Annotated in this window: 14 protein-coding genes; 5 read left to right on the top strand and 9 right to left on the bottom strand. The window is 57.9% G+C overall.

Annotation, left to right across the window (positions count from 1 at the left end):
• Positions 1-30 precede the first annotated feature (30 nt).
• The 7 genes from ACA074_RS14580 to ACA074_RS14550 all read right to left on the bottom strand — a co-directional run bounded on the left by ACA074_RS14580 (position 31) and on the right by ACA074_RS14550 (position 12,573).
• Positions 31-1,701, bottom strand: coding sequence for an ATP-binding protein (locus ACA074_RS14580; protein WP_497614079.1), 1,671 nt, complete (start codon positions 1,699-1,701; stop codon positions 31-33).
• Positions 1,698-3,200 carry an ATPase domain-containing protein gene (locus tag ACA074_RS14575; protein ID WP_401263999.1) on the bottom strand — a complete coding sequence of 501 codons (1,503 nt, stop codon included), beginning with the start codon at positions 3,198-3,200 and terminating at the stop codon, positions 1,698-1,700. The genes ACA074_RS14580 and ACA074_RS14575 overlap by 4 nt, the downstream gene beginning before the upstream one ends.
• A gap of 131 nt (positions 3,201-3,331) precedes the next feature.
• Positions 3,332-4,387: a tetratricopeptide repeat protein gene (locus tag ACA074_RS14570; RefSeq protein ID WP_497677209.1), complete on the bottom strand. Its 1,056-nt coding sequence runs from the start codon at positions 4,385-4,387 to the stop codon at positions 3,332-3,334.
• Positions 4,388-4,682: 295 nt separating this feature from the next.
• On the bottom strand, positions 4,683-6,104 hold the full coding sequence (locus ACA074_RS14565; RefSeq protein ID WP_401264001.1) for an efflux transporter outer membrane subunit: 1,422 nt from the start codon (positions 6,102-6,104) through the stop codon (positions 4,683-4,685).
• On the bottom strand, positions 6,101-9,292 hold the full coding sequence (locus ACA074_RS14560) for an efflux RND transporter permease subunit (protein WP_497677208.1): 3,192 nt from the start codon (positions 9,290-9,292) through the stop codon (positions 6,101-6,103). Before ACA074_RS14560 ends, ACA074_RS14565 begins: the two co-directional genes overlap by 4 nt.
• Before the next feature lie 15 nt (positions 9,293-9,307).
• Positions 9,308-10,561 carry a multidrug efflux RND transporter periplasmic adaptor subunit MexE gene (mexE, locus tag ACA074_RS14555; RefSeq protein WP_401264004.1) on the bottom strand — a complete coding sequence of 418 codons (1,254 nt, stop codon included), beginning with the start codon at positions 10,559-10,561 and terminating at the stop codon, positions 9,308-9,310.
• A 272-nt stretch (positions 10,562-10,833) separates the two neighbouring features.
• On the bottom strand, positions 10,834-12,573 hold the full coding sequence (locus tag ACA074_RS14550) for a dipeptidase (RefSeq protein ID WP_497677207.1): 1,740 nt from the start codon (positions 12,571-12,573) through the stop codon (positions 10,834-10,836).
• A 337-nt stretch (positions 12,574-12,910) separates the two neighbouring features.
• Between ACA074_RS14550 and ACA074_RS14545 the strand changes: the two genes are divergently transcribed.
• Positions 12,911-14,086 carry a sugar transporter gene (locus tag ACA074_RS14545; RefSeq protein ID WP_497614073.1) on the top strand — a complete coding sequence of 392 codons (1,176 nt, stop codon included), beginning with the start codon at positions 12,911-12,913 and terminating at the stop codon, positions 14,084-14,086.
• Positions 14,087-14,165: 79 nt separating this feature from the next.
• On the opposite strand, the gene ACA074_RS14540 is transcribed toward ACA074_RS14545, so the two are convergent.
• On the bottom strand, positions 14,166-15,080 hold the full coding sequence (locus ACA074_RS14540; RefSeq protein WP_262410342.1) for a LysR family transcriptional regulator: 915 nt from the start codon (positions 15,078-15,080) through the stop codon (positions 14,166-14,168).
• A gap of 270 nt (positions 15,081-15,350) precedes the next feature.
• On the opposite strand from ACA074_RS14540, the gene ACA074_RS14535 reads away from it, so the two are divergent.
• The 4 genes from ACA074_RS14535 (at position 15,351) to pgm (ending at position 21,593) form a co-directional block, all read left to right on the top strand.
• Positions 15,351-16,373, top strand: coding sequence for a zinc-dependent alcohol dehydrogenase family protein (locus ACA074_RS14535; protein WP_187678982.1), 1,023 nt, complete (start codon positions 15,351-15,353; stop codon positions 16,371-16,373).
• 548 nt (positions 16,374-16,921) lie between these two features.
• Positions 16,922-18,388 (top strand): hypothetical protein, encoded by a 1,467-nt coding sequence (locus ACA074_RS14530; RefSeq protein ID WP_497677206.1) that lies wholly within the window; start codon positions 16,922-16,924, stop codon positions 18,386-18,388.
• Positions 18,389-18,437: 49 nt separating this feature from the next.
• On the top strand, positions 18,438-19,841 hold the full coding sequence (locus ACA074_RS14525) for an aminotransferase-like domain-containing protein (RefSeq protein WP_497677205.1): 1,404 nt from the start codon (positions 18,438-18,440) through the stop codon (positions 19,839-19,841).
• A gap of 105 nt (positions 19,842-19,946) precedes the next feature.
• Complete coding sequence (pgm, locus tag ACA074_RS14520) at positions 19,947-21,593, top strand: phosphoglucomutase (alpha-D-glucose-1,6-bisphosphate-dependent) (RefSeq protein ID WP_187678985.1); 1,647 nt, start codon at positions 19,947-19,949, stop codon at positions 21,591-21,593.
• A 73-nt stretch (positions 21,594-21,666) separates the two neighbouring features.
• Here pgm and ACA074_RS14515 read toward each other — a convergent pair whose 3' ends face one another.
• Positions 21,667-22,362 carry a pirin family protein gene (locus ACA074_RS14515; protein ID WP_187678986.1) on the bottom strand — a complete coding sequence of 232 codons (696 nt, stop codon included), beginning with the start codon at positions 22,360-22,362 and terminating at the stop codon, positions 21,667-21,669.
• Positions 22,363-22,639 lie beyond the last annotated feature (277 nt).

The raw sequence follows: 22,639 nt of genomic DNA, 5'->3' as shown, positions 1-22,639 counted from the left end.
ACTTGATGTTCACCAAAAAAATACAACCGATCACCCCCGGATCATCTCCCGCACCTTGGCGGTGAGCAGATCGAAAGTGAACGGCTTGGTGATCATCTGCATGCCCGAGTCGAGGAATCCGCCACGTACCGCCGCATGCTCGGCGTATCCGGTGATGAACAAGACCTTGAGCCCCGGTCGATATTGCCGACCGATTTCCGCCAGTTGGCGGCCGTTCATGCCCGGCAGCCCGACGTCACTGATCAGCAGATCGATGCGCTGCGCGGAGTTGAGAATAGGCACGGCGCCGTCGGCATCCCCGGCCTCCACGAACGCATACCCCAACTCACTGAGTACCGCACTGACCAGCACACGTACGGCCGGATCGTCTTCGACGATCAGCACGGTCTCGCCATCCATCGCGTGCGGGGTTTGCAGGATGTCGCGAGCAGGCTGCTCCAGTTCTTCACCACGAAAACGCGGCAGGTAAAGGTTGACCGTTGTGCCCTGATCGATTTCGCTGTCGATTGAGACATGACCGCGTGATTGCTTGCTGAAACCGTAGATCATCGACAGGCCCAGACCGGTGCCCTGACCAATCGGCTTGGTGGTGAAAAACGGGTCGAACGCGCGGTTGATCACGCTCTGCGGCATGCCGCTACCGTTGTCGGTGACACTCAACATGACGTAGTCGCCGGGTTCGAGATTGCTGTAAGCCTCGGTGAATTCACTGTGCAACACCTGGTTGCTGGTCTCGACCACTAGTTTGCCGCCTTCGGGCATGGCGTCGCGGGCATTGATGACCAGATTGAGCAGGGCGCTTTCCAGTTGATTGGGGTCCGCCTCGGCCACCCACAGTTTTTCGTTCAGACGCATGTCCAACTGAATGCTTTCGTTGAGGCTGCGCTGCAACAGCTCGCCCATGGACAGGACGAGGGTGTTCATCTGCACCGCCTTGGAATCGAGCGACTGGCGACGGGAAAACGCCAACAGACGATGGGTCAGGCCGGCCGCGCGATTGGCAGACGTCACACCCAGATCGATGAGACTGTCGAGGTCTTCGGTGCGCCCACGGGCCAGGCGCCGGCGCAGCAATTCGAGGCTGCCTATAATGCCGGTCAGCATGTTGTTGAAGTCGTGGGCAATACCGCCGGTGAGCTGGCCGACCGCTTCCATTTTCTGCGACTGACGCAACGCTTCTTCGTTGTGGCGCAGTTGCGCGGTGCGTTCCTCGACCTGTTGCTCAAGGGTTTCCAATGTCGATTGCAGACGTCGTTCGCTTTCACTCAGATCGATCAGACGGTCGCGGGCTTCGTACTGTCGTCGTCGGCCGCGCAGCGCGGCAGACACCAGGCTGATCAGCGTCGCGGGATGAAACGGGCGCTCGAGGAACGTCACGTTGCCTAACAGGCTGCTCAGGTGCGAGGAGGGGCCTTGCTCTTGTCCACCGTGATGGGTGAGCAGAACAATGGGGAGATCCGACCATGCCGGTTGCTGTTCCAGGTAAAGGAACAAGGCTTCCATTTCCGGCCCGCGCAACGCTTCTGCGGCGATCAACAGAAGACCGGCGCCGGGTTCCAGCTCAGTGCACAGCGAACCGAGATTTGGCGTCACCAGCCCTTCGTAACCGGCCTCGTTGAGGATCATCAGCGCAATTTGGCTGTCGCGACCCACAGGCGCCAGAATCAGCGCCCGTTCGGCCAGTGTTACCGAAACCGTCACGAAGCCTCTTCCCGAAGCAGTGGATTGCTCGCGCCGAGGTAGGTCGGTACGCCGCGCAGCACGCCCTGGAAGGCTTCCAGCGGCTCACCGATGGTCATGCCCTGCGTAGAAATGCGGTATTCGCGAATCGTCGATTCGTGGCTGCCGGTGCGTTTTTTGATGATGGAAATCGCGCGGCGGACTTTGCCGAGCGCTTCGAAGTATCGCAACAGAATCACCGTGTCGGCCAGATAAGTGATGTCGACCGGTGCCTGCATGTCGCCGACCAGACCATGCTGGGCAACGGTCATAAAGGTCGCGGCGCCTTTGCGATTGAGGTACAGCAGCAGTTCGTGCATATGCAGCACGAGGGCGTTCTCTTCAGGCATTGCCGCCTGGTAGCCGTTGATACTGTCGATGACCACCGTCTTGATCTGGCCTTCATCGACGCATCGGCGCACCCGGTGAGAGAACTCGCCCGGTGACAGCTCAGCGGCATCCACCTGCTCGATCAGCAGATTGCCGGTGGCTTGCAGGGCTTCGAGATCAATGCCGATATTGTTCATGCGCTCGAACAGCAGGCCGAGTTCTTCATCGAAGATAAACAGTGCCGCTTTTTCACCGCGAGCGACCGCTGCCGCCGCAAAGATCATCGTGATCAGCGACTTGCCGGTACCTGCCGGACCAAGAATCAGTGTGCTGGAACCGGTTTCTACGCCGCCGCCGAGCAAGGCGTCCATTTCTGGAATGCCACTGGTCAACTGCAAACGCGGGTAATTACCACGGTGTTCGGCCGCCACCAGACGCGGGAACACATGCACGCCGTCCCCCATGATGGTGAAGTCGTGAAAACCGCCGCGGTACTTTTGCCCGCGATACTTGATGACGCGGATCCGCCGTCGCTCGGCGCCATAATTAGGCGTCAGCTCCTCAAGGCGAATCACGCCGTGGGCCACACTGTGCACGGTTTTATCGAGAGACTCGGTGGTCAGGTCATCTAGTAGTAGAACCGTGGCGTCGTAACGCACGAAGTAGTGCTTTATCGCCAGAATCTGCCGGCGATATCGCAAAGAGCTTTGCGCCAGCAAACGAATCTCCGACAGGCTGTCGAGCACTACGCGGGTCGGCTTGAAGCGCTCGACCACTTCGAAAATCTGTTTCGTCGCCTCACCCAATTCCAGATCGGAGGAGTACAGCAGGCTCTGCTGGTGTTCGGCATTGAGCAGGCTTTCCGGCGGCGTCAGCTCGAAGATTTCGATGTTTTCATTCAGATCCCAGCCGTGGGACAGCGCCCCTTGGCGCAATTCACGCTCGGTTTCCGAGAGCGTGATGTATAACGAGCGTTCGCCGGCTTTTGCGCCGGCCATAAGAAAATGCAAGGCGACTGTGGTTTTGCCGGTACCGGGCTCGCCCTCCAGCAAAAACACATGACCGCGAGACAAACCACCGGCGAGGATGTCATCCAGGCCCACAATGCCGGTGGCGGCTTTCGCACTGATCAACTCGTTAGATGTAGACAAAAAATGCCCTCTCATGACTACGGGGGTCGAGGCCGCCGACTGAGTTCGGCGACCTGAATTACTTGACCCCACGCGTTGATGGCGGTTCCGCTTTTTCTCCCACAATGTGTCAGGAAGGCTGCCGACAGCGCTTAAAGCCCTTGCTGCAAAGCAGGGTCATCCGGATTGAGCTGCTCGAGTTGGGCCAACAGGATCTGCACGTTTTGCAACTGGCCACTTTCTTTCCAGTAGTTGATCAGCAGAACCCGCGCCTTGCGGTCGGCCGGGTGGCGCTGGACGATTTCCTGTAGCTGGTTCTGTGCCGCTTCCAGCTCCTCCGCACTGTGCAGAGTGGTGGCGAGGTCGTAGCGGTAATCCTTGTTGTCAGGTTCCAGCTCGACCGCCTTGGACAAGCCGAGAAGGGCGTACTCACGTTGACCGTGGTGCAGCAGCCACAGGCCGAGGGCATGTTGCAGATAAGCGGAGTCAGGTTGGGCTTTAAGCTGTTGGGCGAGCAACTGCCGGGCGGCGTCGCTCTGGCCCTGGCGGTCGAGCACATCGATCTGCATCACCAGGGCCGCAAGGTTGCCGGGCTCCAGACGTAGCGTATTGTCGAGTGCAAGCTGCGCCTGTTTCAGTTCGGAGTTATGGATATAAAGTCGCGCCAGTTGCGCGTAAGCCGCGGCGCTTTCCGGTTCTCCTTTGAGCGCTTCTTCCCAGTCATCGATGGCCTGCTGCAGCGGGGCGAAATACAGGCCCAGCTCATCCGGTGTCAGGCCCAGCAAAGCGTTGATCGCGGCAAAGCGAACTGTCTGATCTTCATCATCGAGCATCGGCCCCAGCAACAGGCTGCGTTGCCCGCCCGGCACCAGTCCAACCACACTTTTGATCGCTGCCAGCCGCACTTGGGGTGCTTCGTTCTGCAAGTCCGCGTCGGCGAGTTTCAGCGCCTGTGGACTGGGGTAGTTAGCCAATTCGCCATGCAGCCAGACGCGCCGCTTGACCGACAAATCCGGCCGCCCCAATTGCTGATACAACTGGCGTGCCGCACCGGGCTCACCGGTGCGGGCGGCACCCAGCGCTTCGCTATAGCCATGCTTGATCGCGTCCGGAATGACTGGGGCGGTGCTGCGCAGGAACAGCCATGCGACGACGACAACAAGCACAAGGCCAAGGCTGATAAGCAGGTAGCGGCGGGACTGAGGCATGCAGGTTTCCGAAAACTGGCGTACTTGAGCAGAGGGGCAAGCTTCGGTCAGCTCGGGCCGTGAGTCAAACCCCGCGCGAGCGAATCGGCCTACAAGTTCTGTCGACTCCGTTGGCCGTCAAATTTTCGATGCAGTGTCTACGCTTGCAGGTGTCGCTTGCAGGCGGGCACAACATCCACTGTCAATGTGCTTGAAAGCAAAAAGGATCAGGCAAAAAAAAGCCCCGCGACCGAATGATACGCGGGGCAAAAAAATTGGTTGGTTGCGGCCAACCAAAGGAGCTCATTAACAACTTTTACTTACTGGCGACCGTCTCTGGTTGCCAGCCACCGCCAAGGGCTTTGTAGATCGCGACGATGCCGCGGTACAGATCGACTTCGGCCTGGGCCTGGCTGTCTTCGGCATTCAGACGTTCACGCTGCGCATCGAGCAGCACAAGGAAGTCAGTGGTGCCTTCGCGATAGCGGATCTCCGCGAGATCGGCAGCCTTTCGGCTCGATTCACTCTGGCGAATCAGCGAGATCAGGCGCTGCTGACGTTTGCCGTAGTCGCTGAAGGCGTTTTCCGACTCTTCCAGTGCCAACAACACTTGTTGCTCGTAGGTCGCCAGCGCGCCTTCAGCATCCGCGTCGGCACCGCGCAAACGGGCCCGCACACTGCCAAGGTCGAATGCTGCCCAGGTGATGCTCGGGCCCAGCGCCCAGGCGTTGGCCGCCGAGGAACCGATCTGCGAACCGCGCCCGGCCGTCCAGCCCAGGAAACCGCTGAGGCTCACCCGTGGGAACAGGTCAGCTTTTGCCACGCCAATGCGCGCCGTGGCCGAGGCCAGTTGGCGTTCAGCGCTGAGGATGTCCGGACGACGTTGCAGCAGCTCGCCCGGGTTGCCAATCGGCAATGCCTTGGCAATCGCCGGCAAGTCTTTAGGGCTCAAGTCCACTGTGAGCTTGTCCGGGCGTTCACCCAGCAGAGTGGCGATGCGGTTTTTCTGGCGAACCTGTTCCGCCTGGAGTTGCGGCACACTGGCTTCGACCGACGCCAGGCGCGCATCGGCACGTTCCACGTCGAGCTGATCGCCAACACCAGCGTCACGCAGGCTGATGGTGATCTTGCGCGACTCCTGCTGGTTGTTCAGGTTGGCCACGGCGATCTTTTCCCGCAGTTGCGCGCCACGCAGTTGACCGTAAGCGTCCACCAGTTCGGCAATCATGGTGACTTGCAGTTGATACAAGTCGGCTTCGGCGGCCTGCTGGTCGGCATCGCTGGCTTCCAGATTGCGCTGGATACGACCGAACAAGTCCAGCTCCCAGGCCATGTCCAGACCCAGGTCATAGCGTTCGCTGTTGACCCGATTGGTGGTCTGGCCGGGGATTTGTCCCTTGGCCAGATCGCTGGAGGCGCGGCTGGTGATGGTCGGCATGGCGTCGTTGCTGGCGTCGTCGCGGATCGCCCGGGCAGCTTTCCAGCGAGCGAAGGCCACGCGCAGTTCACGGTTGCCTTGCAGCGATTGCGTCACCAACTGGTTGAGGGTCGGATCGTCGAACTGCTGCCACCAGATGCCTTCGAACTTCGAACGGTCAAAGTTCTTCTGACCGTTGGCGCCGTCGGTGGCGGTCGTGATGTTGGCCGCCTCCGTCGCCGGGGTCTTGTAGTCGGGGCCGACGGCGCAGGCGCTGAGGGCAAGCACCAGCAGACTCGGCAGGAAGACTTTCAGACTCATTGTTGCGCCTCCGGTTGCTTTTGAAGATTGTTCGCCTTGGCCGCTTTGCGCTGCTCGCTGCGTTCGACAAAGTTACGGATCAATACGTAGAACACGGGTGTCAGCAACAGACCGAAGAAGGTCACCCCGAGCATCCCGGAGAACACCGCCACACCCATGGCGTGACGCATCTCGGCACCGGCACCACTGGAGAGCACGAGCGGCACCACACCCATGATGAACGCGAAGGAAGTCATCAGGATCGGCCGCAGACGCAGACGGCAGGCTTCCAGTACCGCAGCGAGCGGGTCGAGGCCTTCTTCCTGTTTATCCTTGGCAAATTCGACGATCAGAATCGCGTTCTTACACGCAAGTCCCACCAGTACGATCAAACCGATCTGGGTGAAGATGTTGTTGTCACCGCCAGAGATGATCACACCGGTGATGGCCGACAGCAGGGTCATCGGTACGATCAGGATCACCGCCAGTGGCAGGCTCCAGCTTTCGTACTGAGCAGCAAGTACCAGGAACGCCAGCAGTACGCAGAGCGGGAACACGAACAGCGCGGTGTTGCCGGACAGAATCTGCTGGTAGGTCAGGTCGGTCCATTCGTAGGTCATGCCGTTCGGAAGTTCATCCTTGAGCAGTTTCTCGATGGCTTTTTCCGCCTGGCCGGAGCTGTAGCCGGGGGCTGCCGCACCGTTGATTTCCGCGGTGATGAAGCCGTTGTAGTGCATCACGCGATCCGGCCCCGAGGTGTCGCTGACCTTGATGAAGGTCGCCAGCGGGATCATTTCGCCTTTGTTGTTGCGCACTTTCAGCTGACCGATCTGATCGGATTCGAGGCGGAACTGTTGCTCGGCCTGGACGTTGACCTGATAAGTGCGGCCGAAACGGTTGAAGTCGTTGGCATACAGCGAACCCAGATAGATCTGCAGGGTGTCGAAGATGTCGCTGACCGCAACGCCATGGGTCTTGGCTTTTTCACGGTCGATGGCTGCATCGACCTGCGGCACGTTTACGGTGTAACTGGTGAACAGGCCCGCCAGTTCCGGCACGCTGTGACTCTTGTTGATGATGTTCATGGTTTCTTTGTACAGCTCGTCGTAGCCAAGGTTGCCCCGGTCTTCGATTTGCAGGCGGAAACCACCAATGGTGCCCAGACCTTGTACCGGCGGTGGCGGGAAGATCGCCATGTACGCCTCTTGAATGTTCGCGTACTGGCCGTTCAAGGCACCGGCAATCGCACCGGCGGACATGCTCGGATCTTTACGCTCGTCGAACGGTTTCAGGGTGACGAACACGATGCCGGCGTTCGGGCTGTTGGTGAAACCGTTGATCGACAGACCCGGGAACGCTACGGCGCTTTCCACGCCTGGCTGTTTCAGCGCCAGGTCGGACATGCGCTTGATCACGTCTTCGGTGCGATCCAGGCTCGAGGCGTCCGGCAACTGCGCGAAGGCCACCAGGTATTGTTTGTCCTGGCCAGGTACGAATCCGGTCGGGGTGCTGGAGAAACCGAAGAAGGTCAGCACCATCAGGCCTGCGTACAGCAACAGGGCGATGCCGCTGCCGCGGATAACCCGGCGCACGGTGCCGACGTAGCCATGGCTGGCACGGTCGAAGAAACGGTTGAACGGACGGAACAACCAGCCACCGAAGATCTTGTCGAGAATCTTGGAGAAGCGGTCTTTCGGCGCATCGTGACTTTTCAGCAACACAGCGGCCAGCGCTGGCGACAGGGTCAGCGAGTTGAATGCCGAGATCACTGTCGAAATGGCAATGGTCAAAGCGAACTGCTTATAGAACTGACCCGTGAGGCCGGAGATGAAAGCCGCCGGAACAAACACCGCACATAGCACCAGTGCCGTCGCAATGATCGGGCCGGTCACCTCACGCATGGCGCGTTTTGTGGCTTCTACCGGGGTCAAGCCAAGTTCGATGTTCCGTTCGACGTTCTCTACCACCACGATGGCATCGTCCACCACGATACCGATGGCCAGTACCAGGCCGAACAGTGACAGCGCGTTGAGCGAGAAACCAAACAGGTGCATCACCGCAAACGTACCGATCAACGATACCGGCACCGCCACCAGCGGAATGATCGAGGCGCGCCATGTTTGCAGGAACAGAATCACCACCAGCACCACGAGGATCAGCGCTTCGAAGAGCGTATGAACCACCGCTTCGATCGAGCCGCGCACGAAGATCGTCGGGTCATAAACGATGCTGTAATCCATGCCCTGCGGGAAACCTTTCTTCAACTCGTCCATCTTCGCCCGAACGTCGTTCGAGATATCGATGGCGTTGGAGCCTGGACGCTGGAAGATCGGGATGGCCACGGCTGGTTGGTTGTTCAGCAACGAACGCAGGGCGTATTGGCTGGAGCCCAGTTCGACGCGAGCAATGTCTTTGAGCCGAGTGATTTCACCGTTGTCGCCTGCGCGAATGATGATGTTCTCGAACTCTTCCTCAGTTACCAGACGGCCCTGAGTGTTGACCGACAGCTGGAAGCTTTGCGCAGTCGGGGCAGGGGGCGCGCCCAGTTGGCCGGCAGCCACCTGACGGTTCTGTTCGCGAATTGCGGTGACTACATCGGTCGCAGTCAGGTTACGCGAAGCGGTCTTGTTCGGATCCAGCCACACACGTAGCGAGTAATCGCCCATGCCGAACAACTGCACATCACCGACACCGCCCAGACGCGCGAGCTCATCCTTGATGTTCAGGATTGCGTAGTTGGACAGGTAGAGCATGTCGTAGCGCTTGTCCGGCGAGGTCAAGTGCACAACCATGGTCAGGTCGGGTGATGCCTTGTCGACGGTGATACCGATGCGCGTCACTTCTTCGGGAAGCTTCGGTTCGGTACGGGTCACGCGGTTTTGCACCTGCACCTGCGCATTGTCCAGGTCAGTGCCCAGGGCGAAGGTGATGGTCAGCGTGATCTTGCCGTCAGCAGTGGACTGCGAGGACATGTACAGCATGTTTTCGACACCGGTGATGGCTTGCTCCAGCGGAGCGGCCACGGTCTCACCGATGACTTTGGGGTTGGCGCCCGGGAAGTTGGCACGTACTACCACGGTTGGCGGCACGACTTCCGGGTATTCGCTGATCGGCAACTGGAACAGCGAGATCGCACCGGCGATCAGGATCAACAGCGACAACACCGCTGCGAAGATCGGCCGTGAAATGAAGAATTGGGAAAAATTCATCGGAGTTATCGTCCCTTAACCGCGTGGGTTCGTAGCAGCCAGCTTCACAACCGAACCGGACGCGCCTTTGGCAGGGGCGACTTTTGGCAGGTTGCTGGCTTCCAGCGCTTGACGTTGTTGAGCGAGTGCCGCGAGGGTTTGCTCGCTGGCCATCGGCACCACTTCAGGGGTAACCGGTGAGCCAGGACGAACCCGTTGCAGACCCTTGACGATGATCGTGTCGTCCTTGTTCAGGCCGGTACGGACGATGCGCAGGCCTTCGATCTTCGGACCGAGTTCAACTGGGCGGTAGGCGGTTTTGTTGTCCGCATCCATTACCAGCACGAACTTCTTGCCCAGATCGGTACCGACGGCTTCGTCGTTGATCAACATGGCGTTGTAGGTGCCGCTGCCGACCAGTTTCAGGCGTGCATACAGGCCAGGGGTGTAGTTGCCGTCGCTGTTGTCGAACACCGCGCGGCCACGGATGGTGCCGGTTTTCGGATTGACCTGGTTGTCGACGAAGTTCATCTGGCCCAGGTGCGGGTTGCCGTCTTCATTCGACAGACCCATGTACACCGGTGTAGTGGCACCGCGCTGACCCTTACGGGCGAGTTGGGTGTATTTGAGGAACACACGCTCGTCGGCGTCGAAGTAGGCGTAGACCTTGTCGGTGGAAACAACGCTGGTCAGCGGAGTAGTGTCGGCGGTCACCAGGTTGCCGGCGGTGATTTCGGCACGGCTGACGCGGCCGCTGATCGGCGAAGTGACGCGGGTAAAGCTCAGGTTCAGTTTGGCCAGATCCAGTTGCGCTTGCAGTGCACCAACGGCGGCGCGGGCTTCTTGTGCAGCGCTGGTGCGCGAGTCGGCCAGTTCAGCGGAGATGGCGTTGCTGGCGCGCAGACGTTCACCGCGTCCGGCTTCGTTTTCACTGCGGGTGGCGTTGGCACGGGACTGGGCAACCAGGGCTTCGAGGCGGCGAACTTCAGCCTGGAACGGACGGGGGTCGATCTGGAACAGCAGGTCGCCTTTCTTGACCAGTGCGCCTTCAGTGAAAGCGACATCGTCGATCTGGCCGGAGACCCGTGGACGGATTTCAACGGTTTCCGGCGCTTCAAGGCGCCCGGTGAATTCGTCCCACTCGTTGACCGGTTGTTCCAGCACTTTGGCCACGCTGACTTTGGCAGCGGGCAGGGTGGCGGCAGTCTCCGGAGTCTTGCCGCAGGCGCTCATCACCAGTACGGCCAACATGGCCAACGGGAAGCGCAAATGTTTGAGTGACTGTTCCATGGATGCATCCGCCAATGTATTGAAGATGGGCGGATGATGCTCGGCGGGGTGGTATGGCACGAATCGAATGAAGCAAAGGTAACTATCATTCGGAATGATATAAGACTCGAGCGAGCCCTCTAGCATGCACCTTTCGTTAGGTGGCTATCAATCTCGTCGATGGCAATGCTGTGTTGTCTGCTTTGCAACGATCAGGGCTGAGGCTGAGAGAAGGGGATTATGTGGCGATTAAAAAGAAGAACCCGCCAATGCGGCGGGTTCGAATTTCATGATCAGAGTTTCGGCAACTGACCGATCCGCGCAATCATCTCCGTCACGATCTGCAGATCGAGCTGGAACTGGTCCACGGTCTTGAATTCACCATCAGTGTGGCCGGTGTACTTGGCCTCTGGCCGGGCCAGCCCGAATTGCACACCGTTGGGCAGTTCATGCACCGAGGTAGCGCCGGCGGAAGTGCCGAACTCATGTTTCATGCCCAGGTTTTCCGTGGCAACCGCCAGCAGCGCCTTGACCCACTCACCCTCAGGATTGCGGTACATCGGCTCGGCAATCGAATAGTCGAAAGCTACGGCCACATGGCTCTTCTGGCTCCAGACCGCCAGTTTTTCGGCGATTTCTGTCTTGAGCTTCTCAGGCGATTTGCCCTTCGGAACGCGCAGATTGACTGCAAGTTTGAAGGTCTTTTCATCCATCCCGACGTAGGTCAGCGACGTGGTCAGCGGCCCCATGAAGGCATCGGAGAAACCGACCTCCAGTTTATTGCCAAGGTAATCCAGGCCCCAATTGTCAGCGGCGTAGCGCGCAGCATCGGTAATGTGGTTGTGCTTGAGCGCGACTACGCCATCAAGGCTATTGATGAAGTCGAGCATTCGCGCCACCGGATTGACCCCGGACTCGGGCTCGGAGGAGTGCGCGGACACACCGGTCACCGTCAACTTGACATCTTTGCCGTCGACCTTCGCCGCTACTTCAAAATTGCCACCGTTGCGCTTGGCGTAATCAGCGCCGGCCTTTTGCAGGCTGGCAGCCAGTTCGGCAGGCTTGTCGGTCAGCAGTGTGGCGACCGATACGGAAGGAATCTGGTTGGTCGCCAGGCCACCGGTCATCGAAATGATTTTTGCACCTTTGCCTTCGCCCTTGCGTTTGGCGAAGTTGGCCATGACCGTGCCGTAACCTTTCTCGGCAATCACCACCGGGTAACCACCGTCCAGCGCCAGGTTGTAGTTTGGCGTCGGATTGCGCTCGAAGTAGTAGGGGATCGCGTCGCCGGTGGTTTCTTCAGTGGTGTCCACCAATAGCTTGAAATTGCGCGCCAGTGGCAGTTTTTCGTCCTTGATTACCTTCATGGCATACATCGTCACCACGATGCCGTTTTTGTCATCTTCGGTGCCGCGGCCATACATGCGATCACCGATCAGGGTGATCTTGAACGGGTCGAGGCGGGTGCCGTCCTTCAGGACCCAGTTTTCCGGCGTTACCGGAACCACGTCGGCGTGTGCATGAATGCCGACCACTTCATCGCCCGTGCCTTCGAGAGAGATCTCATAGACGCGGTTGTCGATGTTGCGGAAATTCAGATTGAAAGACTTAGCCAGGCTTTTGATCTTCTCGCCGATCTTGATGAACTCCGGGTTTTCGTGCTGAGCAACGCCGTCCTTGCGATAAGTCGGGATCTCGACCAGTTCGCGCAGAGTCTCGGTTGCAGCCGCGCTGTATTTCACGCGTGCGTAGATGCCGAGCAGGCGATAGATCTCGTTCTGCTGTTCAGCCGTCAGCGTTTTGTTGCCGAGGAAAGCGCCAATGGCCGGACCGATATCAGCAGTCTTGGCCAGATCGCTTTTGGCCAGGCTGCCGAGGAACTGGCGGAAATCGGTGGTCGATTCGGCCTTGAAGGTTTTGAGGATTTCAGCGCTTTGCTGTGGAGTGATATTGGCCTGAGCCGGTGCGGTGAAAGCTGACAGCCCCGCCAGCATCAAGGTCGCTGCGGCGAGTTTTTTGAAAGGGTAATTCATTACGAAGGGCATTCCTTTGCAGGGCAGTGAGTTGGGAGTGTCTCAACGATGAGACACATACACATACACATACACTTACAAACTAACACTGCTTTAGAACATCGCGGGAGCCCTGAAACGGGATTTGTCGCACAGAAATGCAAAAGCGACGCAGAAACGAAAGTGGTTCTGGCTCAGCCATCGAACTCTTTTCGGGCCAGCAGCGGACGCTGGTCGTCGACGATCGATTCACTTTTTCTTTATAGTGCGGTCCCCAGCGAACTACCGGTCGCCTGAGGTTTTGGCCGACGGGTAAGCATAAACGTTCGCGATTTTCGAGTGAGTAATACGCCCTTCAATGAGCAATTCAACGGCTACAACTAATGGTAATTGGTACGCGGTGATTGCGTTGGCACTGGCAGCGTTTGTGTTCAACACCACTGAGTTTGTGCCTGTTGGCCTGTTGAGTTCGATCGGCAGCAGCTTCGATATGTCGTCGGCGCAGGTCGGTTTGATGCTGACGATCTATGCGTGGGTAGTGTCGCTGACATCGCTGCCGATCATGCTGCTCACGCGTAACATCGAGAGGCGCAAACTGTTGATCGTGCTGTTTGGGATGTTCATCGTCAGTCACGTGTTGTCGAGTTTCGCGACAAGCTTCGCTGTCCTGTTGGTCAGCCGTATCGGTGTGGCTTTGGCACATGCGCTGTTCTGGTCGATCACCGCTTCGCTGGCCGTGCGTCTGGCGCCACCGGGCAAGCAAGTTCAAGCCTTGGGTTTGCTGGCAACCGGTACTTCGCTGGCGATGGTGCTGGGCATACCCCTCGGTCGGTTGTTGGGCGAAGCCATGGGCTGGCGCACGACCTTCATGGTGATCGCTGGTTTGGCGGCCACGCTGGTGTTGTGCCTCGCCAAGGTTCTACCGTTGCTGCCGAGTCAAAACTCAGGCTCCCTGAGAAGCCTGCCTTTGTTGTTCAAACGACCTGCGCTGGTGGCGGTGTACATCCTGACGGCAATGGTAGTGACTGCCCAGTTCACCGCTTACAGCTATATCGAGCCGTTCGTTGAAGGAGTGGCGGGTTTGAGTGGCGATGCAGTAACGCTCATTCTGCTGTTATTCGGCGGTGCAGGTATTTTCGGATCGCTGCTGTTCAGTTGGCTGCACAGCTATAACCCGCAGCGCTTCTTGATCGTCACCGTGGTGGTGCTCGCGTTGTGCCTGATGTTGTTGCTGCCTTTGAGCGGTGAGGTGTCGTACCTGGGCCTGCTGAGTCTGTTCTGGGGAATGGCGATCATGGGATTTGGGCTGGCGTTGCAGTCGAAGGTTCTGGTGCTGGCTTCGGACGCCACCGATGTGGCGATGGCGATGTTTTCAGGGATCTACAACATCGGCATCGGCGGCGGCGCACTGCTGGGAAGCTGGGTAGGCGGCCAGTTAGGGTTTGCTTACATAGGGATAGTCGGCGGCATGCTGGCGGCGTCGGCGCTGTTGTTCTACTGCCTGTCGATCTACCGCTTTACTCGGTCTGCTTGAGCTGGGGTTGTTTGAATAAGATGAACGCTTGAGCAGAGTGGCGTTAACGGGTAACGCCACTCTGCTCCGCTAAGACTTTTCAAAGACTGTCCGGATCCCCAAAAAACATCTGAATCCGCGACCTCAACCAGCGCTCACCCGGATCGTTATCCTGCGACCCGCGCCAGGCCATGTGCAGTTCAAACGTACGCGTCGGCAGCGGCGGATCTTCCGCGCGAACACCGCCAGCAGCCGTCAGTGCATCAGCGGTGTAGTCCGGCACGGTGGCGACAATGTCAGTGCCCGCGAGCAATGTACTCAAACCATTGAACTGCGGCACGGCTAGCACTACGTGGCGTTTGCGGCCAAGTTTCTCCAGTTCCTCATCAACAAAGCCGCTGAGGTCGCCAGCGAACGACACCAGCGCATGCGGCCGTGCGCAGTAATCGTCGAGGCTGAGCGGGCCGGGTACGGTGTCGGCGCGCAGCAGCTTTGGCGCACTGCGTCGCAAGACTTTGCGCTTGGCGTTGGCCGGCAAATCGGTGGTGTAGCTGACGCCGATGGAGATTTCGCCGGATGCCAGCAAACCCGGCATCAGAATGTAATTGACCCGACGCACTACCAGCACAATCCCCGGCGATTCGGCCCGCAGACGTTTGAGCAGCATTGGCAGCAGCGCGAATTCAACGTCATCGGACAAACCGATCCGAAATACCGAAGTGCTGGTCGCCGGGTCGAATTCCGCGGCACGGCTGACCGCTGTCGAAATCGAATCGAGGGCAGGCGAGAGCAGGGCGAAGATTTCCACGGCACGGGCGGACGGTTCCATGCTCCGGCCGGTGCGGACGAACAAAGGATCATCGAACAGGCCGCGCAGGCGCGAAAGCGCCGCACTGATCGCCGGCTGGCCGAGGAACAATTTCTCGGCGGCACGGGTCACACTGCGTTCGTGCATCAATGTTTCGAATACGATCAACAGGTTCAGGTCGACACGACGCAGGTCATTACGATTCATCTGGAGTCCTGGCAGAGTCATCAAGCTTGACGAGGGCGACCATATGAGAACAATGGCCGGCATGAATCTTACGGGGAAAGGCTGGTACTCTGCACCGGAAAATTCAGCTTTACTGCGACGGTGTGAGCAGTTTTTTCAAGGATTTTGCGAATGCCGCCCATACTGCGGAATCAATGACAGGCATGTCGACTATTAATAGCCACTGATAGTCTTGGGTCAAAAGCCCAGATAGAGTTCAGGGCATTAGAGGTTACTTTGACGAGGTTTGCGATGTCCCGCACGATCCGTTTTCACAAGTTTGGTCCGGCCGAGGTGCTCAAATGCGAAGAGCATGCGGCCGCTCAGCCAGGTCCTGGCGAAGTGCAGGTGCGTGTCGAGGCTATCGGCATCAGCTGGTATGACACGCTGTGGCGTCAGAATCTGGCGTCTTCCCAGGCACGCCTGCCCTCCGGGCTTGGCCATGAAATGGCTGGCGTGGTTACGGCGGTTGGTGCTGATGTCGAAGATCTGTCCGTCGGTGACAAGGTCGCCAGTTTTCCGGCCGAGAGTCCGAACGACTATCCGGTCTACGGTGAGTCGATTGTACTCCCGCGTACCGCGCTGACCCGTTATCCGGATGTGCTCAGCCCGATCGAAGCCAGTGTGCATTACACACCGCTGTTGATCGCCTATTTCGCTTATGCCGATCTGGCTCGGGTCAAACCCGGGCAATTTGCCCTGGTTACTGACGCCAGCCATTGCGCCGGCCCTTCGTTTGTTCAACTGGGCAAGGCGATGGGTGTGCGGGTGATTGCTGCCACCAAAGAGGCGGAAGAGCGTGAATACCTGCTCTCACTCGGTGCAGAAAAGGTGATTGTCACCGAAGAGGAAGATCTGTTGATGCGAATCAACAAAATCACCGAAAACCGTGGCGTGGACGTGGTTTTCGATGGTCTCGGCGGTCCGCAGATGTCGCTGCTTGGCGATGTTCTGGCGCCGCGTGGCAGCCTGGTTCTTTACGGCCTGCAGGGTGGCAACCAGACGCCGTTTCCGGCGTGTGCAGCGTTCCAGAAGAACATCCAGTTCTTCGTGCACTGCATCGGCAACTTCACCGGTAAGCCGGAGTTAGGCATCACCCAGGACCACGTCGCCTTGCAACGTGCCTTGCGTGACATCAACCAGTTGACCGCTGATCGTGTTTTGCTGCCACTCAAGACCCGTGTGTTCCCGTTCAATGAGTTCGTCGAGGCACATCGTTACATGGACGAATGCCCTTGCCGCGAACGGGTCGCTCTTCAAGTCGAACCAGCGTAAAGCCAGCAATCAGAGTCCGTGGCCCCACGGACTCTTGCGTGTTAATCCCCCCCCTGAAGAACAAAACGCCCGGTGCTGTGCCGGGTATCAGTTCAGTAACTGAACTGGTTTTTACTCTCGATCTGTATCTTCTAATCGCAATATAAGCCCTGATAATTGAATGATTACTTTCATCTCAAGGAATGAGTCATGGCTGTGCATTCAATTTGCCCTGCGCGCAATAAATCGACCCACTCTGTTGGTCGCGCCCACTACTGTTTAATTGTTGTAGGTTTATTCGGAAACTGCTTCTCTTTTTCTTGTACTCATTTGTCGTGGGACGTTGTGGGAAGTTTCCTAGGAATCCAAAATAAAAGAAAAACATCAATGATTACAGTCGCTTGAGGCGCCAAGTCTGCATTTGGCGGTTTTTTTATAGCTTAAGTGTTTCAAGTGACTACAGATTTGTAAGTGTTAGCATCTGAATGTCTATTACTTATTGATGAATTGTCGTGCGACTGATGTTTCGGTTTGCGCGGCATGAAACTTTTGATACCGGGTAAATACCGATGAGCACGATCCATGATCAGGCAATGAATTATGTCTACCAGCAAGTATTGCAACGTTTGCTGAGTTTCTTCTCTCGCGCCGAACGCACGGCATTGCAGTTGTTGATCCAGCGACTCGTCGTGGCGGCTGGCGGCATGGAGAACATCGGTCATTTCAAGGTGCTGGTAAACCAGTCCGGATCACGCGACAGCTGTTACACGCTGGCCTTGTTACGGGCGGCGCAACTGAGTATTGCGGGGCGTGCGCCCGCGACTTTTCAACTGCGGGTGGCGACCCTGCGCTGGAGTGGCAACAGTCATACGGCACTGCAGAATATGCACCGCAGCTACAGCGCGCTCTTCCTTTATGACGATCCTCGGGTCGAACTGTTGATGGTGGATCATCGCCAGGTTTTGCCCTTCGATCATCAGGCACCCATCTGCGAAGAGGGGCGTGAAGCCAACCGCGTCAACCTGCTGCTGATCGGCCATCGTAGAACCTTCAGTGAAGTGCTCGAATTGTGGGATGACGCTTATCTGGCCACGGCCGAGTTCTACGGTCAGATCGCCCGATGGAACAATGGCGTCGATGCAATGATCGGCAGTGAGTCTGCGCGTCGTCAAAAGCACTTTCTCGACGGATTGAGTCGCGCAGTGCAGAAGGCGGCAATTGCCGGACCGATTGTCGGTGGTTCAGGCTTTGAGATTTTGTTCCCATTGCTTGACGGTCTGGGCGGGGATTATTACCGCGAATTTTATACGGAGGAGGAGCGTGTAGCGTGGCGGCCCGAAGGTCAATTTGAAACCTGCCGGCGCACCGGTTTCATTAACATCAATGACATGATTGTCGGCAAGCTCGAAGAGCGGTGGCCCTTGCTCAGCGACTTCCTGGGATTTCAGACGGATGAGCTGATGCTTTATCAGGGTGACGACGAATACGCGGACCCCTTGGTGGCTGCGCATCTGCAAGGTATGCAGGCGCAATTCATCGAGGATCGCACTTACGAGTCTGGAATCAGTGACTACCTTCAAAGCAGCTTGAGTGCGATGCGCCGCAAGCAAGTGCCTGAGCCGGTGTGTGAACAACTGCTATGCAGTTTCGGTAATCCGCAAGAACCTGAACAGTTGCGACACCAGGCAGAGAGCTGCCTGATGGCCAACTTCGATCTGAACGAAATTCAGCTGACCTGCCTGTTGTTTGCGCCGTTCATTGACAGCGGCGCCGGTCTTGAACGGTTTTTACGCAGTTGCCATCCCGGCATGTTGGTGGCACTGCCAGATTTGCATCGGGCGATGCAGGGCTTGCATGCTCCGGAACAGGTACTCAAGTGGATGACGGACGTCAGCGGATTGCCCGTCAGTTTGATCGTCCGTCTCTACGCAATGGGGCCGATTCGAATCATCGCATCCAGCGACTTGGTCTCGCAGGACGGAAGTCTGGACAAGGCGGTTTCCGGATCGGCAGCTGATCGGTCGGCGGAAGGCTGATTGTGAGTTATTTACCGGAAAATGAATCGGTATCCCGGGATGTGGGTTCGTGAAAGCGTTGCGCGAAAACGACTTCATTTATCAGGCGGTTTACCGTTATCTGACATTACTGATCGACGAAGCGGGAAGCAGCTCGGCGGCGCGTTTGCCCTCACTGCGGCAACTGGCAGAGCGGTTGAATGTGTCCATCTCGACCGTCCAGTACGCTTATTCGCTGCTGGAAAAGGAAGGACGCGTCTATTCGATAGCCAAGTCCGGATATTTCGCGCAAGCGCTACCGAGCATGCAACTGCCCGGTGATGGCACAGATCTGCTCGAAACCGTCTACGTCAACGCCAGGCGACCGGGCATGTGTGTGTTGAGTGACGACGAGCCGGCTTCACTGCAACCGCTCGACAGCCCATTGTTGATGCTCGAACGGGAGCTGCTTCGCCAATATCCGCGCCAGCCAAAATTGGCGGTGCAGCCCTGCGGCGAACTGGAGTTGCGCACCGTACTGGCTGCGCGCTATACCTCGTCAACGGTGAATTTCTGGCATGCGGATGACGTTTATATCGGCGCAGACCTGCGCGGTGTGTTGGAAATACTGATTTCTGTACTCCAATTGCGGCGCGCCACCGTGGTGGTTGAATCGCCGTGTGACTGGGTAATCTTGCGCCTGCTGGATGCCGCCGAAGTACGGGTTATCGAATTGCCGCTACTGGCCGGTGGAGTGATCGATCCCCAACGGCTGGAGTCGTTGCTCAAGAGCGAACCTGTGCGGTTGATCCTGTTGTCTTCAGCGTTGAGCATGCCTCAGGGGAGCCTGTTGCCCCATGCCAATCGTCAGGCCATCGCCCATTTGCTCGGGTGTCATGGCACCTGGGTTCTGGAAAACGACTGCTACAGCGAACTCGATGATGAAGGGGGCGACTCTCGGCATCTGCGCGACTGGCTCGACCCTGATCGTTTGCTGGTGTTTTCCACGTTCGAGAAATTCATCGGTGCAGAAGCGCCTTTCGGATTTGTCCTGTCGCACCATTGGCGCAGTGAGCTGCAGCGCCATTTCCTGTTGCGCGCATTCCGTTTATCACCGATCCGCCAGAAAGCGATCGCCAGGCTGTTGGCCGGCGGCCGGCTTGATCAGCATTTGTGCATACTGCGGCGGATGCTCAAGGAGCGCCGTACGCAATTGATTCAGCTGTTGCGTGAGCGCCTGGGCGATGCGTTGCAGATTATCGAGCCGCAGGGCGGGGCGACGGTGTGGGCGCGCTCGCTACGCCCGGTGGACATGGGCAACGTGTTCCATCGCCTGCTCAAGCAGCAGATCATCATTGCGCCCGGGGAGTTGTTCAGCCTGCAGGGTTTGCATGCGCACCATCTGCGCTTGAGCCCATTGACTCATGGCGATCACGATCTGGTCAGCGTCGTCGGGCTGCTGGGCGACGCATTGCGGTTGGCACCGGATGAGTAACGTTAAAAAACATCGGAAGAGTTCCGGATAGATCCCTTCGCATAGCGGTCAAACTGCCAGTAAACTGCGCTCTATTCCTGAACCACTCTATTTCAGAGGTCATGCATGACTATCAGTCCTTTTGCGGGCAAACCGGCACCGGCAGAATTGTTGGTCGACATCCCGCGACTGGTAACGGCTTATTACACCGGCCAACCTGACGCTTCCATTTCCACACAGCGTGTGGCGTTCGGTACCTCCGGTCACCGCGGCAGTTCCTTCGACTTGAGTTTCAACGAATGGCACGTTCTGGCCATTAGCCAGGCAATCTGCCTGTACCGGGAAGCCCAAGGGATTACCGGCCCATTGTTTGTCGGCATCGACACTCATGCACTGTCGACCCCGGCCGGTGCCAGTGCGCTGGAGGTTTTGGCAGCCAACGGTGTGACCGTGATGATCGCCGAAGGCGACGAATATACGCCGACGCCTGCCATATCCCACGCCATTCTCTGCTACAACCGCGGCCGTACCTCGGGTCTTGCCGACGGCATCGTCATCACGCCGTCGCACAACCCGCCACAAAGCGGCGGCTACAAATACAATCCAACCAACGGCGGCCCGGCCGACACCCACATCACCAAGTGGATCGAAGCCAAGGCCAATGAATTGCTGGTCAACAAACTGGCTGGCGTGAAACGCATCAGCTACGAGCAGGCACTGAAGGCCAGCACTACTCATCGCCACGACTACGTGAATACCTACGTTGCCGATCTGATCAACGTGATCGATTTCGACGCCATTCGTGATGCCAAACTGCATCTGGGTGTCGATCCTTTGGGCGGAGCAGGGGTGCGCTACTGGTCGGCCATCGCCGAGCACTACCGTCTCGATCTGGACGTAGTGAACAAGCAAGTCGATTCGACCTTCCGTTTCATGACCGTTGACTGGGACGGCCAGATTCGAATGGACCCGTCGTCCAGCCACGCGATGCAAGGCCTGATCGGTCTGAAAGAGCGTTTTGACGTGGCGTTTGCCTGCGACCCGGATCACGACCGCCACGGCATCGTCACGCCGTCGGGTGGCCTGCTTGCGCCAAACAACTATCTGGCGGTGTCCATCGATTACTTGTTCCAGAACCGTCCGCAATGGCGTGCCGATGCTGGCGTGGGTAAAACCGTGGTCAGCAGCGGTTTGATCGACCGCGTCGCCAAGCGTCTGGGTCGTCGTCTGTATGAAGTACCGGTCGGTTTCAAATGGTTCGCTGACGGCCTCTTCGACGGTTCGCTGGGTTTTGGTGGTGAAGAAAGTGCCGGCGCCTCGTTCCTGCGCAAGGACGGCGGCGTATGGAGTACCGACAAGGACGGTCTGATTCCGGCATTGCTTGCTGCAGAAATGACTGCTCGTACCGGCCGCGATCCAAGCCAGGCTTATCGCGCCTTGACCGAAGAACTGGGCGAACCGTTCTCGGTGCGCGTCGACGCCAAGGCCAATCCGGAGCAGAAAGCACTGCTGAGCAAGCTGTCGCCAACGCAGGTGACCTCGACAGAACTGGCAGGCGAGAAGATTCAGAGCATTCTCAGCCACGCGCCGGGCAACGATCAGGCCATTGGCGGCTTGAAGGTAATGACCGAAAACGGCTGGTTCGCCGCACGTCCGTCTGGCACCGAAGACATTTACAAAATCTACGCCGAAAGCTTCATCGGCGACGACCACCTCAAGCAATTGGTGGCCGAGGCGCAGACCCTGGTGGATGGTGCTATTTCCAGCAAGTGATGCTCCTTGAAATCGCAGCATAAAAAAGGGCAACCCTCGCGGTTGCCCTTTTTTACGCCTGCAATTCAAGCACTCAAGCCAGATCCACCAACACGATCTCACTGTCTTCAATTGCCGTAACCGTCAGCACCTGTTCATGCGCCACCGCCACACCGTCCCGTGCTTGCGCACGCAGGCCGTTGACTTCAATTACGCCAGTGGCCGGCACCAGATAAGCCCGGCGCCCTTCGTCGAGGCGATATTCAGCAGTTTCCCCAGCCTTGATGTTCGCCGCGACCAAGCGTGCATCGGCGCGAATTCGCAGGCTTTGATCATCGCCATCCTTACCGCTGGCAAGCGTTACAAAGCCTTCACGCTGACCTTTCGGGAAGGGTTTCGCGCCCCATGACGGCGGTGCGCCGGTTTCAGTGGGCAAAATCCAGATCTGGAAGATTTTCGTGTCTGCGGCTTCCAGATTGTATTCACTGTGCGCGATGCCGGTGCCGGCACTCATCACTTGCACGTCGCCAGCCTCGGTGCGGCCCTTGTTGCCCAGATTATCCTGGTGGGTGATCGCACCTTCACGTACATAGGTGATGATTTCCATGTCGCGATGCGGGTGCTGCGGGAAACCGGTGCCTGCGGCAATCACGTCGTCATTCCACACCCGCAGATTGCCCCAGCTCATGCGTTGCGGATCGTAGTATTCGGCGAACGAAAAATGGTGATGGGCATCCAGCCAGCCATGATGGGCGCCGCCCAGCGAGCTGAAAGGTCTGAGTTCAAGCATGATCGTCTCCTCAAAAGGTTTGTCGCGGGGCGAGAGAGCCGCACCCGGCGCAAGACCGGTGGTTTATGACGGCGATCATCTATCAGTCAATCATCGATAAAAAGCGTAAAAAATGCGGCATTATCATCGGATAAATTGATAGAAGAGGGCGTCGAAACCGTTTCATCTCACCTTCAATTCATCGCCTAAACCAATGACGCGTAAGCATTTCGCTAGAACTCAGCGGTAAATAAAGACACCATAGCCGCAACAGCCTTACCCACTGGAGCCCATTAGC

Source organism: Pseudomonas sp. LBUM1655 (assembly GCF_059716085.1).
This window is presented reverse-complemented; position numbering and strand designations above follow the sequence as displayed.